Genomic DNA, 15734 nt, shown 5'->3' with positions numbered 1-15734 from the left:
ACGCTTCGAGAAAGAGCCAGATTTCACGAAAATAAGGGTGCAAATCTTTCTCGCCATTTCGGACCACCGAAAAATTTCAATACTCTTGCGGTTTCTCCCTGCCCATAAGACAGCTTTACCTGTAAATGCCCACGCGGCATTAAAAAGCCCAGCCTATCAGGCCATTCAATAAGCGAAATACCTTCGGAAAAAGCCTCTTCAATACCAAGTTCATAAGCTTCTTCCGCATCCTCTAGCCGATAGAGATCAAAGTGCCAGATCTGCTTGTCAGCCCGGTCATATATCTGAACCAGAGTAAAGGTAGGACTGGGAACTTCTTCTATCTGTTCCATCCCTTCCATAGCAGGGAAGGCATTAATCAAGGCGCGGGAAAAAGCTGTCTTACCCGCCCCAAGGTCTCCATCCAAAGCCAGAACATCACCTTCATATAAAAATGGTGCTAGTTTTCGGGCAAATTCTCGGGTTTCATTTTCATCAGCAAAAGCAATTTCACCTATAAAATTTTCTGCTGTTATACTCGTGGCTGTCACGGGGTCTCGCCCTCGGTCTGGACTTCGACACTTCCCTCTATTTCATATTGAGGTTCCGTTTTTTCACGAATTTCAGTGTTTTCATTAATGGTATCGGCGACGATTTGACGAATGCCACCGGATTTTTCCGGCTCTTCCAGTAATGGAATATGACAGGTCACGATCGTTCCCTCATCAATTTCAGATTCAATTTCAACCCAACCACCGTGAAGTTCTACAAGACTTTTGACCAACGAAAGCCCGAGACCAGCCCCGGCTTGTTTTGCATGTCCTTCACCACGTTCAAATTTATGGAAAACTCTTTCTTGATCTTCTTTGCCGATCCCCACACCATTATCTTTCACAGCAATACGCAATTCATGATCACGGCTTGCCGTTATATCCACACTGGCCCCTTCAGGAGAGAATTTGAGTGCATTGAGCAGGAGATTATATAATGCCTGTGTAAGTCGGCGCTCATCCACTTGGACAGATCCAATCTCGTCATCACAGACAATATTCACTTCAATATTGCGATGACGAGCCCTTTCATGCCCGATAGTATAGAGATGCTGCAGCATATGATCGACTTTAACCTCGGTCAGATCCAGATGCAGATATCCCGCTTCAATGGTTGCCAAATCAAGAATATCATTAATCAAAGTCATCAAACGTTGGGATGATTCAACAATCGCCTGACTGTATTCTCTCTGCCTGCTGTTCAATTCACCAAAAAACTGGTTTTCCAGAATTTCCGCGAAGCCAACAATTGCATTCAGCGGTGTTCTTAATTCATAAGAAACATTCGCGATAAACTCTGTTTTCAGTTTATCAGCCGTCTCAAGGGCTTCATTTTTCTCAAGTAAGGCACGCTCAACAGTAAAAGAGTCCGTAACATCAAGGAAAGTCAACAAGGTGGCCCCATCCGGCAGCATGACCTGCGCCCAGTCAAGAACGACACCATCGGACCTGAATTTACGCCCGGACCGAACTTCGGGTTCACAGACACGAGCGACCATCAATTCAAGTTGATCATCCCAGTCTTCATCCCGAACTTCAAAAAGATCCCGGCTTCGCATAACCACATCTCTGACATGCGGTTCACTATTGAGGAAATCTTCGGGAAGTTTCCAAAGCCCGGCAAAGTTAGGATTGAAAAGTTTTAAACGGCCATCTGCACCATAAACGACAACAGCTTCATAAAGCTTGTTCAACGTCTCTCGCTGTACTGCCGTTAAGGTATTATAAGATCTTTCCAGTGCGAGACGGTCGGTTACATCTTCAACGGTTTCAAGCACCCCGCCAAAGGGATGTGCCGTCGCAACAGAACGCAACGTTGTTCCGTCTGTCAGGTGTAACAGCTCTTCAACAGGTTCGATCATCGTACGATAATCACGTAACCGCTGTTGTTTGAATTCGGGAAAATTAGCGTATTCCGGAAGTCTGCGATTTTCGCGCATCGTATCCAAAACCTCACTCAAATGAGGTTCGGATTTCAGGAAATCTTCATTTAACTTAAAAAGTGTTGCATAGGATGAATTAAAAAAGACCAATCGTTCATCCGGGCCAAAAATAGAAATGGCGATTCCAAGGTTCTCAAGAACCTGGGCATGTCCGCCAATATGCCGATTCAGTTTACTTTCTGCTTCTTCCAAACCTGTTTGATCAACAGCAAATCCCAAAAGCGTTTTATCGTCCAGACTTCTTTCACAGCATTCCAAGAGGCGCCTTTCTCCGGCGATAATCGCGTGATGTCTTTCAGAAACGATTTCACCACTCTCCAGCGCCTGCCGGGCAAGACTATGCGCTTGAGAAACTTTTGAACGGTCCACAAGTTCTATGTTTTGCTGAAGAATGTCACTATATTCGGCTTCTACAGCATTAACATAGGCCTGATTACAATAGGTAAGCGCAAGCTTCTCATCTCGCATCCACACGGGAATTGGTAAATTTTCCAACAGAGAAGAAACATGACGGGACTCTTCTGCAGCAGTCCGCGCCTGTTTTTCCAAATCACTGACATCAGAAAACCAGACGACATCTGTTATCAGAGAATTATCACCTGCAGATTCAATGCGCTGGCCGTTGATACGGTATGTTCGCCCCTTTGCCCGCAAGGTAAGCGTAAAAGATTTTCCTTCACTCCTTAAGCTCTCGAACGCCTCGGTAAGTGTATTTGCCTCTCCTGTTCCCCGTTGGAAAGCAATTGAGATCGCATTGAAGTCGATCTCTCCTTTATCGAGACCAAATTCCCGGACAACACCAACACTGGCGCGAGATTTATTATCGTGATGAGAAAAGGTTACACAGCCAAGTGGTGCAGCCAAAACAGCAGCACGATCCAGCGATGATTTTATTTGTAGATCATAGAGTTTTTGCTGCAAAGATCGCCAGCGATGACGATAAGCAAAAACAACTAACCCCGAGCCAAGCAGGATGATGAGAGTAAGAAAGAAACCCGGCAGATAAGCCGAAAATGACGACACTGCGTTCCCCTCAAAAAATGCAGAAAATCCATATCTAGTTTGGATTTTTTGAAGCTGCCAGAAAACCCTCACCAAGTGTAATGAGTTTATCTTGTCAAAACAAGATGTTGAACGCAATCAGGGACCACAGAAATTAATCTGCGACCCCTGAAGATAACGTTTTGTGGCTATATTACCGGTAAATACCGTGTAACTAAGCCTTTACAAATTATTAGTAACGGTAGTGATCCTGCTTGAAAGGACCTTCTACTGGTACGTCGATATAATCAGCTTGTTCTTGTGTCAATTTGGTCAATTTAACACCCAGTTTCGCAAGGTGAAGCTTCGCAACTTTTTCATCCAATGCTTTAGGAAGAACGTAAACTTTGTTCTCGTAGTTCGCTGCGTTTTCCCACAGTTCAATCTGTGCCAGAACTTGGTTTGTAAAGGATGCGGACATCACGAAGCTTGGATGTCCTGTTGCACAACCAAGGTTAACAAGACGACCTTCGGCAAGAATAATAAGACGTTTGCCGTCCGGGAATTCAACTTCGTCAACCTGGTCTTTAACGTTGTGCCAAGGATAATTACGAAGAGCAGCAATCTGGATTTCTGAATCAAAGTGACCGATGTTACAAACGATTGCGCGGTCTTTCATGTCGCGCATGTGATCGATTGTAATAATGTCTTTATTACCGGTTGTTGTGACAAAAATATCGCCGATAGAAGCAGCTTCTTCCATAGTTGTTACTTCGTAACCTTCCATTGCGGCCTGAAGCGCACAAATCGGATCGATTTCGGTTACAAGAACACGTGCACCCTGTGTACGCAGGGAAGCTGCAGAACCTTTACCAACATCACCAAAGCCGCCAACAACAGCAACTTTACCGGCAACCATCACATCAGTTGCACGCTTGATGCCATCAACAAGGGATTCGCGGCAGCCATAAAGGTTATCGAATTTTGATTTTGTGACAGAATCGTTCACGTTGATCGCAGGTACTTTCAATGTGCCTTTTTTGGCCATTTCATACAGACGGTGAACACCTGTTGTCGTTTCTTCAGAAAGACCGCGAATATCGTCCAGAAGCTCTGGGAAATGATCGTGAACCATAACAGTAAGATCCCCGCCATCATCAAGTATGAGGTTTGGCTTCCAACCCTCAGGACCCTCGATTGTCTGTTCGATACACCAGTTAAACTCTTCCTCGGTCTCACCTTTCCAGGCAAACACAGGAACGCCCGTTGCAGCAATAGCTGCGGCAGCCTGATCCTGAGTTGAGAAAATATTACAGGAAGACCAGCGAACTTCAGCACCCAGAGCTGTAAGGGTTTCAATCAAAACAGCGGTCTGAATTGTCATATGCAGACAACCAGCGATACGAGAACCCGCAAGTGGCTTGCTTTCACCAAATTCCTCACGAAGTGCCATGAGACCTGGCATTTCAGTTTCAGCAATTGTGATTTCTTTACGGCCCCAATCAGCTAGGGACATATCCGCAACTTTGTAATCAGTAAATTCTGTCATGTACTTGGCTTTCATATAGTGCAATTACATAAAGAAATCTTTATGTGTTTATTTTGGCAGGAAATTAGCAGCCTTGAACTGATATTGCAACCCATTTCCTAAAAACACAGCCATCCGCTAAATTCGTAGAGCAGCACGACATACGGCTTCATTTGACATCAACATTTTAAAGAAAACCGTAATGTTAGGCACCTTCCGTCTCTGCAAACGTTCTTGCGACTGAAATGAAGGATTCTACAACTCTTCGTTTAAGCTGGCTTTTAAGAAAAATCACCATACCCCGGTTACTGTTTTCCAACTCTTTCAGCGGAACAACAACCACACGACTGTCTCCAAGAACTTCATGTTCGAACAAAAACTAGGAACAATTGCAGCCCCGGGATTGGGTGGCTTTTTATAGCGACGGATCATTTGGTCTATGTACCCACCCCGGCATTTGGGTACCCACCCCGGCATTTGACATAAAGCCATCACATCACTTTCTCAAAAATCCCGTTCTTATAACAAGCAAGGGGCAGTTCACGCCAGAGTCAGTTTCCACTTTACCAAGGAATTCGGCGTGTTTCTCCGCATTCATCTCGTCTCACCATTGGAATAACCACGAAGAAACAGATTCAAAACTGTCACGAATTATAACGCTCGTTATAGTCCTGAAGCATAATCGAAATACGCCCGGGATCGTGCTGTGTCATTATGGCTTCAGCACGCCGGGTAACATCTTCCATATTCAGTTTAAGGATTCTGTTTTTCACCCTCGGCAAGGCATTAGAACTCATGGAAAGATCTCGAACGCCCAAGCCCAACAATAACGGCAAATAATCGACATCCCCCGCAACTTCACCACAAACCGAGACCGGAATATGAGCACGCCTCGCTGCATCCACCGCAAAAGAAATCAACCGTAACACCGCTGGATGCAAAGGATTATAAAGATAAGCCACCTGTTCCTCAGCCCTATCGATCGCCAGAGTGTACATCGTCAGATCATTGGTTCCGATAGCAAAGAAATCTGCGACTTTGGCCAGCCCGTCCGCAGCCAGTGCCGCACCCGGAACTTCAATCATAATTCCAAGTGGTGGTAGAGGATCAGCAATACGGATATTTTGCTTTTTCAACCCTTCGGCAACTTCTGTTAAGGCTTTGCGAACTTCACGAACTTCACTCGGCGTTGTCACCATTGGCAACAAAATACGCAAAGGGCCGTGAGCGCTGGCTCGCAAGATGGCTCGCAGTTGCGTTTGTAATAGATCATGATGTTTCAAAGACAAGCGAATAGCCCGCAATCCAAGCGCCGGATTTTGCGATTCTGTCGGATGCGTTCCCAAAGCAGAAACCAGTTTTTCTCCCCCGGCATCCAACGTTCTGATTGTTACAGGCCGCCCAGCCATGCCATCTATAATTTCAGCCAGCGCCTCATATTGCTCCTGCTCTGTCGGTAGTTCTTCCCTGTTCATAAAGAGAAATTCAGTTCTCAGCAGGCCAACACCTTCAGCCCCATTGGCAACCGCCTGTCCGGTTTCACGCGGCAACTCGACATTAGCTTGCAGACCAACCCGTTCCTCATCAACTGTTACAGCTGCAATATCGCGTAATCCCGCAAGAACTTTGGCTTCTCGTTCAATGTCCTTGAGACGAAGCTTGTAATCTTTGATTCTCGCAGGACTAGGGTTAATGATTACCCGTCCGTTTGTACCATCAATGATTATGACTTCGCCGTTTTCCACACCTTTAAGAAGTTCTGGCACGCCAAGAACCGCAGGCAAACCAAGGGAACGCGCCATAATCGCGGTGTGCCCCTCTGGACCACCAAGGACAGTCGCAAACCCACCGATATGGCTGGGATCCATCATCGCGGTATCCGCAGGTGTAATTTCCTCGGAAAGAATAACAGAGTTCGGCGTCAACCCAGAATAAGAATCCGCTTTGGTTTTGGTCAGATTACGAACGATGCGATGCCCGACCTCGCGTACTTCCTGTGATTTTGTCCGCAGGTAGGGATCTTCCATTGACGCAAATTTGCGTGCAATCTGCCCGACCTCAGCCATGACAGCCGCTTCAGCATTTTTTTGTCCGGTTTGAATACGTGCCTCAATACCACCGATCAAGCTAGAGCTTTTGAGCATCTGCATGTGGGCATCAAGCAGATAACCAAGTTCTTCACCCGCTGCACCGTGAAAATCTTTCGATTGTCCATGCAGCTTGAGAACTTGATTTTGCGCCTTTTCAACCGCATCAGACAGACGCTTTAGCTCTGCAGGAATCTTTGCCGTTGGAACCCGGTATTCCAAAATCTGTATATCGCTGGATTCACTGACATAAGCAGAACCAATCACCACCCCGGGCGAGACAGCAAGGCCTTCGAATATACGTTCACCGGACTTATTGGCCACAGCGCATTCCTATCTGATAATTTATGCAACGCGATGATTATTTCTACGGCTTCCCCATAAGTTATTGGAAAGCTTGGTCCCTATTAGTCTTCATCAAATTTGTTCAGAACTAACTCTTCCAATGCCACCATCGCCTCTTGCGCAGAAGGTCCCGTGGTAGTTAGCTCTATTTCACATCCCGGCGCAGCCGCCAGCATCATTAATCCCATAATAGAACAACCTGATACGCTTGTTCCATCCTTGCAAACGGTCACTTCTGCATCAAAAATTTCAGCAACTTTTACAAACTTGGCAGAAGCTCTGGCATGTAATCCCCGCTTGTTCAAAATCATCAATGTTTTGGTAAGCAAGTTCTATTTCCCCCTTAAAACCCCTGGTACTCGGTTTTAAGCACGATCAAAGTAGCTCTGAAGCAACGTGAATATACTTACGACCTGCTTCCTGAGCTTCTAAAACCGCTTCTTTCATGGATTTTGTTTCCCGCAGACCAGCCAGTTTGATCAAAAGAGGCAAGTTAACACCCGCCACAACCTCTACATTAGCTTTATCCATGATGGATATAGCAAGGTTAGAGGGGGTACCACCAAACATGTCGGTTAAAATTACAACACCGCTACCGTCTTCTACCTTTTCAACAGAAGAAATAATTTCCTGACGCCTTTGCTCCATGTCATCTTCTGGGCCAATACACACAGTTTCAATCTGTGTCTGAGGTCCCACAACATGTTCCAATGCTGCCACGAATTCGAGAGCCAAGTCACCATGTGTGACCAGAACCATCCCTATCATGCCTTCCCTTTCCGCAGGCGCTTTCCCTTTATATATGGGAAAATTAACAGCAAACCATCCCCCCATACAAGGCGAAGCAATGCAGTAAAGACAAATATTCTCAAGAAAAGAGGTATTTTAAGAAATAACCAAAGAGAAAAAGCCCTATGATATTTTAAATACAGGAATACTAATCGGAGCTATTTATACCGATCTGGTTCTTTATCCATATCCCGATGCGCGACAATCATTTGCGGCCAGACATCATCCAGTTCGCTGCCCAACCACTCCGTTAAAGCAACCGATCTGTGACGTCCGCCTGTGCAGCCGATTGCAATAGTCAGATAATTTTTTCCTTCTTGCTGATAACGCGCGAGAAGAGGGATCACGAGATCCTTTAAGTGTGATGCAAAACTGGAAAAATCAGGATCTTTGCGAACATAGTCCGAAACAGCTTTATCTTTCCCCGAAAGAGGACGAAGACCAGGGTCATAATGAGGATTTCGCAAGAAACGCACATCAAACATAAGATCCGCCTCTCTTGGTACGCCAAAACGATAAGAAAAAGACATGACCTGAACAGTCATCACACCGCTTTCTTGTAATCCTAGCAAACTTGTTAAATTTTGCCGGAAATCTGCCGACGTGGTGTCAGAACTATCAATTGCAAAATCTGCGCGGGCCTGAAGTGGAGCGACTAATAACCGCTCAGCAAGAATACCATCCTTAAGGGGGCGATCTTCGGAAAGAGGGTGGCGTCGTCGCGTTTCTTTAAAGCGCCTTTCGAGCACATCAACCGAGCAGTTTAGGAAAACCAGTGAGACATCCAGTTCCGGGCGCTTTTTCAACTCGCGAATGTGCTCAAGAAGCGGTGGTGCAGAAAAGTTACGAGACCGGATATCAATACCAACAGCCAGAGGACGGCGACGCGGTTTATCCCCGATAACAAGGTCCAGCAAATTCAATGGCAGATTATCAATTGCTTCAAACCCATGATCTTCGAGAACCTTCATTGCAGTGGAACGTCCTGCACCGGAAAGCCCGGTGACCAAAACAACCCTAAGAGAATTTTCGACTTTAGTCTCTTGAGAAACTGACATAGATGTTCGCCCTAGTACCCAATAAATGACAGAAAGAACAATATTTTACCTTACTATATCGCTTTCCGGGCGGGATATGGCAAGTAACAGCTTTGCGACAGTTGAATGATCAAAGCTATACAGTTGGACACACGGGATCTCAACACCCAGAATTTCTGCTTTAGTTGATTCGGGTAACCGATCAACGCCTTCACGCGGAACAAGATCAACAATCAATCCCACGGGAACCTCAGAACAATAGGAAAAAGAGACAATCCCCAATCCCCTGACTTCCAGTTTCCCGGCAATGGTAGAGGGGGGCGACGCAAGAATATCATTCCCATGTTTGGTAAGAAGGGTTTGGTCATCTGAAACAAGCTCTGCACGGCCTGAATCAATAACCCTTAAGGCCAAATCAGACTTCCCCGATCCTGACTTTCCCCTGAGTAATACAGCGGTCAACCACCCCTCTTTTTCAAAGGCAATAGTTGTACAGTGCACAAGCTGACTTTCAGACATCTATCGCTGATCTTCCGGGAGAGAAATGGTAAAGCGAGCACCAAGAACATCCCCGTTTTCATCCATTCTGTTTGCCGCTGTAATCATCCCATTATGGGCTTCAATAATTTGCTTGGAAATACTCAAGCCAAGACCAGAGTGGGTACCAAACTTTTCTTCTTCCGGGCGCTCTGTATAAAACCGATCGAAAATGGCTTCAAATTTACCCGGAATAATACCGGGACCATCATCATCAATTGTAATGATTACTCTTCCCTCTTCGGACCATGCTGCTAAACGAATTTTGCCGTCTTTCGGACTGAATGTTTTCGCGTTTGTCATCAGGTTACGCAAAACCTGCCCCAATCGCCCTTCCAATCCTTGAACACAAAGCTTCTCGTTCGCTTTTATATCCGTCTCAAAAACAGGACAGCTTTCATCAACACGTTGAATTTCAACCAGAGCTTCCAAAAGTTTGCCAACATCGACCTCTTCCATCTTGGCCCGGGAAAGTTCGGCATCCAAGCGAGACGCATCAGAGATATCGCTAATAAGACGGTCCAATCTTTGGACATCGTCCATAATGATAGCCAACAGTTTCTTTTGCTGTTCAGGATCACTTACACGAGAAACGGTTTCAACAGCAGAGCGAAGAGACGTCAGTGGATTTTTAATTTCATGGGAAACATCCGCGGCAAAACCTTCAATGGCATCCATTCTGGCCCATAATGCTTCGGTCATCGCACGTAGAGCGCCAGATAAATCGCCAATTTCATCACCCCGGTGAGTAAAGTCAGGAATCTCGTATTCCCGCCCTTTCCCATAGCGTACAAAATCAGCAGCATTTGCCAAACGACGTAGTGGACGCCCGATAATACCCGCAAGATACAGCGATAAAAGGACTGTTACGCCCAGCGCCAAACCACAGACCGCGAGAATATCACGGCGGCGATCCTGCACCGCTTGTGTCACGACCTGTGCATCTTTTGAAAGCATCAGGGCACCAAGTACTTGACGATATCTTTGCACAGGAACAGCCATCGACAGGACAAGACGACCAGTTGTATCTGTCCGGACCATTCCAGCGGGCTCTCCGTTCAAGGCAATAAGCACTTCGGTATAGTCTTCTGCACTTTGATGTTGTGCTTCCCGGTAGAGCGGCCAGTCGTCATGCCCCGGTAGCCAGTTAATAATCTCTTCGTAAAACAGGATGATTCGATCCATCATCCCCATGCCCCCCGGCGGCGGAAGCTCCCCGACCTCAACTGGCCCCCCAACCCCGGCAAGATACAAACTATCAGCCAACATTTCACCACTAGTCGCAAAGATACGGGCCCGGACACCGATATCATTCAGCATTGCCCGCATCAGACTGCGCGTCAGTTCAGGAACAAGCTTTTCACTTCCAACCTGGCTGGCAACAACCGCAGTCGACCCCAAACTAAGGGAAAAGGCACGCCCCTGTATCGATAATGCATCCAGTTCCGATGCAATAAGGCTCAGCCTGTACTGCTCAAGATGCATCAATCCAACAACAGGTATCATCAAAACAAAGCTATTAATCAGGAGAATTTTGTGCGTTAAAGACGAGCGCCATCCCCGCTTGCGCCCTTTACGGTGCTTTTTAACGGTCTGCGCTATTTCAGCTTTTTGCTTGTGACTTTCGTCAGCCACCGTTTCCCCCAAACAACATCAAATTCAAATTATTATAGCTCAGTCAATATCTTGGCAGCTTGATCATTTAAGCTGTAGCAAGTCACCGTGCCACCGGTCGCGTGTATTTTCCAAGCCTCGAGATAACTACCAAGATAAATCAATTTCTCATCAGAAAAAACGGACAGACTATCAAGATGTTTCTGATTTCCCCGTTGCCCCCACAAAACACGGTCAGGACGCTTCCCCTGCAAATCACAAGGAGTCCCCCGCCCACCAGTTTTCAGAGCCAAACGAATTACTTCTTCTTGCTGACGGCTCAAAGATTGTGCAGGCGAACCACCGCTGACACCAGCGGAATTCACAAGGATAATATCGTAATCAGGCAAAATCGGGCCAGATGTCTTCGTTCCAGTATTATCACTCAACAATTCTGACCTATTTGCCTTCGACTTCAGGTCAGAATGATCATTTGTGCCATCAAACAATGTTACCAGACCAAGAACAATCAATCCCATGCCGATAAACAAGCCTATGCGTTCCATCCTATCCATCAAAAGGCCTCCGTATCACAAGAGCCCCAAGCTCTTTTTTTACAGCTATTCCCCCTTTGGATGTTTTGCTGGATATTTCGCTTATTCACGATAGCGATAGCCAACACCATACAACGTTTCAATTTGGCCGAAATCGTCATCACACTCTTTGAATTTTTTCCGTAATCGTTTGATATGACTGTCAATTGTTCTATCGTCAACATAGACCGCATCACCGTATGCTGCATCCATTAACTGGTCACGGTTTTTTACATGGCCCGGTCGTTGGGCCAAGGCCTTGAGAATTAAAAATTCCGTCACCGTCAAGTTGACGTGCTTCCCTTTCCAAGTGCAAAGATGACGAGACGCATCCAGCATCATTTCTCCGCGCTGGATAGGTTTTTCCCCTTCTTTACCTTCGCTTAGATCCTGTTTTGCTTTTTCCCGGCGCAGTAATGCTCTAATTCGCTCAACTAATAATCGTTGAGAGAAGGGCTTGGTGATGTAATCATCCGCCCCCATACGCAGCCCCAAAACTTCATCGATTTCATCATCTTTCGATGTCAGGAAGATCACAGGGATAGAGTTGCTTTCACGAATACGTCGCAACAGCTCCATACCATCCATTCGTGGCATTTTGATATCAAGAACGGCAAGATCTGCGGGATTGGAAGCCATTCCGCGCAAAGCTTCGGAACCATCTGTATAGGTTCGAACTTTGAAACCTTCGGATTCAAGAGCAATAGATACCGACGTTAAAATATTTCTGTCGTCATCTACCAGTACAATGTTGCCTTCCATGCCATTCCTCATTTCAAGTTCAGGGGCCGAGCCTTTGTCCGGGGCAGCTCCCTTATTTCGCTTAAGCGAATCAAATAGTAAGTATCCTGTCACATTAAGCAATGTGGCGCGCGACTATGGCAGCATTTTGTTCCTGAATGGGCACTTATGGGAAGATAATTTTCAAAATTTGATCAAAAAACTTTCTAAGCAGTGCAATAATCGCGATCAAATTACATTTCCTCTTAGAAGAAAAAACATAGTTTTGGCGTTTTTCTACTATTGAATCGCCCTAAAGCTTACATACAATGCGCCCTTTATGAAGCTATTCTAACCGCCTCTTATGGCGATCATAAGGATTATCTGCGTGGGCCAAAGTATCCAGAAAACTGACGTTATTATTATCGGTGCAGGGCCAACCGGTCTCTTTTCCGTGTTCCAATGCGGCATGCTTGGCATGAAAACTCACGTGATAGATGCCTTGGAAGCAACTGGCGGACAATGCACTGCTCTCTATCCAGAGAAGCCTATCTATGACATTCCCGGCTTTCCAACTGTCGCAGCAGCAGAGCTTATAGAACATCTGGAACAACAAGCAGCACCTTTTGATCCTGTTTACCATCTCGATCAACAGGTTTGTGGCTTAGCACGACAGAGCGACAACACATGGCGCGTTACGACAACCAAATACACTGTCATTGATTGCAAAGCTGTTATTATCGCGGCAGGGGCAGGGGCTTTTGGACCTAACCGTCCCCCTCTTGATGGCCTTGAAGATTTTGAAGGCAAATCTGTTTTCTATCTGGTTAAACGCCGTGAAGATTTCCGCGACAAAACAGTCGTTATCGCTGGCGGAGGCGATAGTGCTGTGGATTGGGCCATGTCACTGCCACAGGTGGCCAAAAAAGTTTACGTCGTCCATAGGCGCGACAAGTTCCGGGCAGCTCCGGAGTCAGTTGCCAGAATGCGCGCACTAGCAGAGACTGACAAAGTAGAGATGGTTGTTCCCTACCAGCTTCATAAATTGAAGGGAAAAGACGGAAAACTTTCATCTGTCATTGTCAAAGATCTAAAAGGCAATGAGCGTGCTCTGAAAGCTGATATCCTGTTACCCTTTTATGGATTGGCAACAAACCTTGGACCTATTGCAGACTGGGGGTTCGAATTGGAACGTGGCCACATTCTTGTCAATCCAGCAACCTGCGAAACCAAACAGCCCGGCATCTATGCTATCGGAGATGTCGCAACCTATGAAAACAAGTTGAAACTTATCCTCTGCGGCTTTTCAGAAGCAGCCATGGCAGCACATGCCATCCACCCCAGAGTATTTCCTGATCAGGAACTGCATTTCCAGTATTCAACGTCACAGGGCGTTCCCGGAGAATAAAAGCTACAGATTGTGGGGTTTCAGTAAACAGGGCAACAGATCATGCCCTGCTTACCAATATCACGAATGGAATATCTTCATTCAATTATGTTTTGCGACGCTATCCGACAGGCTGTAACACCCTGATATTATCTGCTGCCATGCGCCCTTTTCTGCTTTCAACCAGTTCGTATTCGACTTGCTGACCTTCAACCAGGCCTGCCAATCCAGATTTCTGTACCGCGGCAAAATGTACGAATGCATCTTCCCCCCCCGATTGCGGTGTGATGAAACCATATCCTTTTTGGCTGCTAAACCAACGGACAATCCCCTGTTGTATCAAGATGAACTCCTTAAAAAAACAAGCGGCACACCCCAGAGGCGTACCGCTTATTGTAGCTTTTCCAAACCAGTATCCCTTAATACTGGCAATCGTTAACAAACATGTCCGGATTTTCTATACAAACAAAAGGCTTGATAGAAACCAAGCCACTGAAAATCAACAGCAACATTTCCTCGAATAATAGTTTCAATTATGGTTAATATCAATAATAGGTTGTCATTTACCGTTATCTTTTTTAATTTTTATAAATATTCCAAAGTACTACACTCTGTTTTAGTGAATAACTTCTTGTCTTTAACACTAGACAATGAAACAGAGACAAATTGTCAAATTTACTTTTTTTTCTTTAAATTCAATGTGGTGCTCATATTACCCCTCTGGATTTCGATCAGGTACTTAAAATGAATAAAATTAAGCCCAACCCCAACTCAAGCGAAGCAGAAAAAGCACGAAACCTTATGCGTTGGGCAACAAAAGCCTATATTGCAACAGAACTTTCCCCGGGCACTAAGCCAACTGATGCTCCCGGCGGAAAAGCAATGACAGTCTCTAGCCCGCATCCCTATGCATCATTATCGCTTGTCGCACTGGATCATGACGCGACGCCATACATGATGTTATCCGATCTGGCAGATCACAGCCAGAATATGGCCCATAATCCTAAAACCGGGATGTTATTTGATGGCACAGCCGGATATCGAGACCCCTTGGCTGGTGGACGTGTTACTTTGATTGGCACAATGCGCAAGGCAAATAATGACCGGATGTTACAACGCTTTTTAACCCGACATCCTGCATCGAAACTCTATGCTGGTTTCAAGGACTTTAGCTTATATCGCTATGATATTCAGGAAGCCCATCTTATCGGCGGGTTCGCAAAAGCCATTTGGGTGCCCGCGGAAGATTTAAAGCTAGATTGCCATGGATCTCAGGAACTCATCGAAGCCGAAACATCTATCATCGACCACATGAACAGCGACCATGCAGATGCAATTAGTGTGATTGCAGAAGAAACTCTCCGGTTAGATCCGGGCAAATGGCGCATGTGCGGCATTGATCCAGAGGGTTGGGACCTACACAACGGCCATGTTCATGCCAGATGCTCATTTAGTCAACTTGTTACCACAACCATCGAAGCCAGAAATGCACTGGTTTCCCAAACCAAAGAAGCCCGAGCCACAAAGGAACGAACATCCTGATAACAACTTGTTATCAAAAATGTTACTGGCGCTTGATCATTTAAAAAGTCATATGCACTTCATGGAACACAGATCTTTACTGGAACACAGACTTGGGGAGTAAAATAAATGTCTATGATCAAAAAAGTACTGCCATATTTGCTTGCGATATTTATCGCCTATGTTTTTTTAAGATACCTGCCCTTTAAATTTGCCAAGGGAAGTCATCTCTTTCAAGTTCTCGAAGATTGGAGTGGGCTGGCGTGGTTTGAGCCCCATGGTCGCTACTTGACAGGTGGTGCAGAGCTACTTGCCTGTATTTTGCTTTTCATTCCAAGACTTCAATCTCTTGGCGGCTTGCTGTCACTGGCTCTGATGACCGGTGCTATTTTCTTCCACGTCTTCACTCCACTGGGCATCGACCCGTATAATGATGGCGGGAAACTCTTCACACAGGCTGTCGGCGTCTGGTTTTCTGGCCTAATCATCATGTACCTGCGTCGGGACGAATTTGTTCCCCTCTTGAAACATCTGGGAACCGACCCCAAATTCAGTACAGGCAATATGTGATTCGATCTCCAAAATTGGCCACATAAAACAAACCAAAGCCCGACCGAAAGGTTGGGCTTTTTTATTGGCAATGA

Annotated in this window: 15 protein-coding genes; 3 read left to right on the top strand and 12 right to left on the bottom strand. The window is 45.9% G+C overall.

The window, feature by feature from the left end; genetic code table 11:
* Positions 1 to 23: 23 nt before the first annotated feature.
* The 11 genes from tsaE to D9A03_RS17345 form a co-directional block, all read right to left on the bottom strand.
* Positions 24 to 530 (bottom strand): tRNA (adenosine(37)-N6)-threonylcarbamoyltransferase complex ATPase subunit type 1 TsaE, encoded by a 507-nt coding sequence (tsaE, locus tag D9A03_RS17395; RefSeq protein WP_254055083.1) that lies wholly within the window; start codon positions 528 to 530, stop codon positions 24 to 26.
* Positions 527 to 2995 (bottom strand): PAS-domain containing protein, encoded by a 2469-nt coding sequence (locus D9A03_RS17390; RefSeq protein WP_216825522.1) that lies wholly within the window; start codon positions 2993 to 2995, stop codon positions 527 to 529. The genes tsaE and D9A03_RS17390 overlap by 4 nt, the downstream gene beginning before the upstream one ends.
* Before the next feature lie 211 nt (positions 2996 to 3206).
* Positions 3207 to 4502, bottom strand: a complete 1296-nt coding sequence (gene ahcY, locus D9A03_RS17385) for an adenosylhomocysteinase (RefSeq protein WP_120498457.1) — start codon at positions 4500 to 4502, stop codon at positions 3207 to 3209.
* Positions 4503 to 5125: 623 nt separating this feature from the next.
* A complete protein-coding gene (gene ptsP / locus D9A03_RS17380; protein WP_120498456.1) occupies positions 5126 to 6892 on the bottom strand; it encodes a phosphoenolpyruvate--protein phosphotransferase in 1767 nt (588 codons plus the stop codon).
* An 83-nt stretch (positions 6893 to 6975) separates the two neighbouring features.
* Positions 6976 to 7224, bottom strand: coding sequence for an HPr family phosphocarrier protein (locus D9A03_RS17375; protein WP_120498584.1), 249 nt, complete (start codon positions 7222 to 7224; stop codon positions 6976 to 6978).
* 64 nt (positions 7225 to 7288) lie between these two features.
* Entirely contained in the window at positions 7289 to 7681 is a 393-nt protein-coding gene (locus D9A03_RS17370; protein WP_085906636.1) for a PTS sugar transporter subunit IIA, read from the bottom strand.
* 179 nt (positions 7682 to 7860) lie between these two features.
* Positions 7861 to 8760, bottom strand: a complete 900-nt coding sequence (rapZ, locus tag D9A03_RS17365) for an RNase adapter RapZ (RefSeq protein ID WP_120498455.1) — start codon at positions 8758 to 8760, stop codon at positions 7861 to 7863.
* Positions 8761 to 8805: 45 nt separating this feature from the next.
* Positions 8806 to 9258 carry an HPr kinase/phosphorylase gene (locus tag D9A03_RS17360; protein ID WP_120498454.1) on the bottom strand — a complete coding sequence of 151 codons (453 nt, stop codon included), beginning with the start codon at positions 9256 to 9258 and terminating at the stop codon, positions 8806 to 8808.
* Positions 9259 to 10911 (bottom strand): stimulus-sensing domain-containing protein, encoded by a 1653-nt coding sequence (locus tag D9A03_RS17355; RefSeq protein WP_120498453.1) that lies wholly within the window; start codon positions 10909 to 10911, stop codon positions 9259 to 9261. It abuts the gene before it with no gap.
* A gap of 32 nt (positions 10912 to 10943) precedes the next feature.
* Complete coding sequence (locus D9A03_RS17350) at positions 10944 to 11444, bottom strand: hypothetical protein (RefSeq protein WP_162938222.1); 501 nt, start codon at positions 11442 to 11444, stop codon at positions 10944 to 10946.
* Between the two features lie 81 nt (positions 11445 to 11525).
* Entirely contained in the window at positions 11526 to 12224 is a 699-nt protein-coding gene (locus D9A03_RS17345; protein ID WP_120498583.1) for a response regulator transcription factor, read from the bottom strand.
* Between the two features lie 346 nt (positions 12225 to 12570).
* Here D9A03_RS17345 and D9A03_RS17340 point away from each other — a divergent pair, with 346 nt between their 5' ends.
* Complete coding sequence (locus D9A03_RS17340; protein WP_254055082.1) at positions 12571 to 13590, top strand: NAD(P)/FAD-dependent oxidoreductase; 1020 nt, start codon at positions 12571 to 12573, stop codon at positions 13588 to 13590.
* Between the two features lie 100 nt (positions 13591 to 13690).
* Here D9A03_RS17340 and D9A03_RS17335 read toward each other — a convergent pair whose 3' ends face one another.
* Entirely contained in the window at positions 13691 to 13912 is a 222-nt protein-coding gene (locus tag D9A03_RS17335) for a cold-shock protein (protein ID WP_371682969.1), read from the bottom strand.
* Positions 13913 to 14313: 401 nt separating this feature from the next.
* Here D9A03_RS17335 and D9A03_RS17330 point away from each other — a divergent pair, with 401 nt between their 5' ends.
* Both D9A03_RS17330 and D9A03_RS17325 read left to right on the top strand, forming a co-directional pair.
* Entirely contained in the window at positions 14314 to 15111 is a 798-nt protein-coding gene (locus D9A03_RS17330; protein ID WP_120498450.1) for a HugZ family protein, read from the top strand.
* Between the two features lie 108 nt (positions 15112 to 15219).
* Positions 15220 to 15660, top strand: coding sequence for a DoxX family protein (locus D9A03_RS17325; protein ID WP_120498449.1), 441 nt, complete (start codon positions 15220 to 15222; stop codon positions 15658 to 15660).
* The last annotated feature ends 74 nt before the right edge of the window (positions 15661 to 15734 follow it).

Origin of the sequence: Kiloniella sp. EL199 (assembly GCF_900313065.1) — a bacterium.
In the GTDB taxonomy this organism is placed as follows: Bacteria; Pseudomonadota; Alphaproteobacteria; order Kiloniellales; family Kiloniellaceae; genus Kiloniella.
Note: the sequence above shows the minus strand (reverse complement) of the source record. Positions and strands in the feature narration are given on the sequence as shown.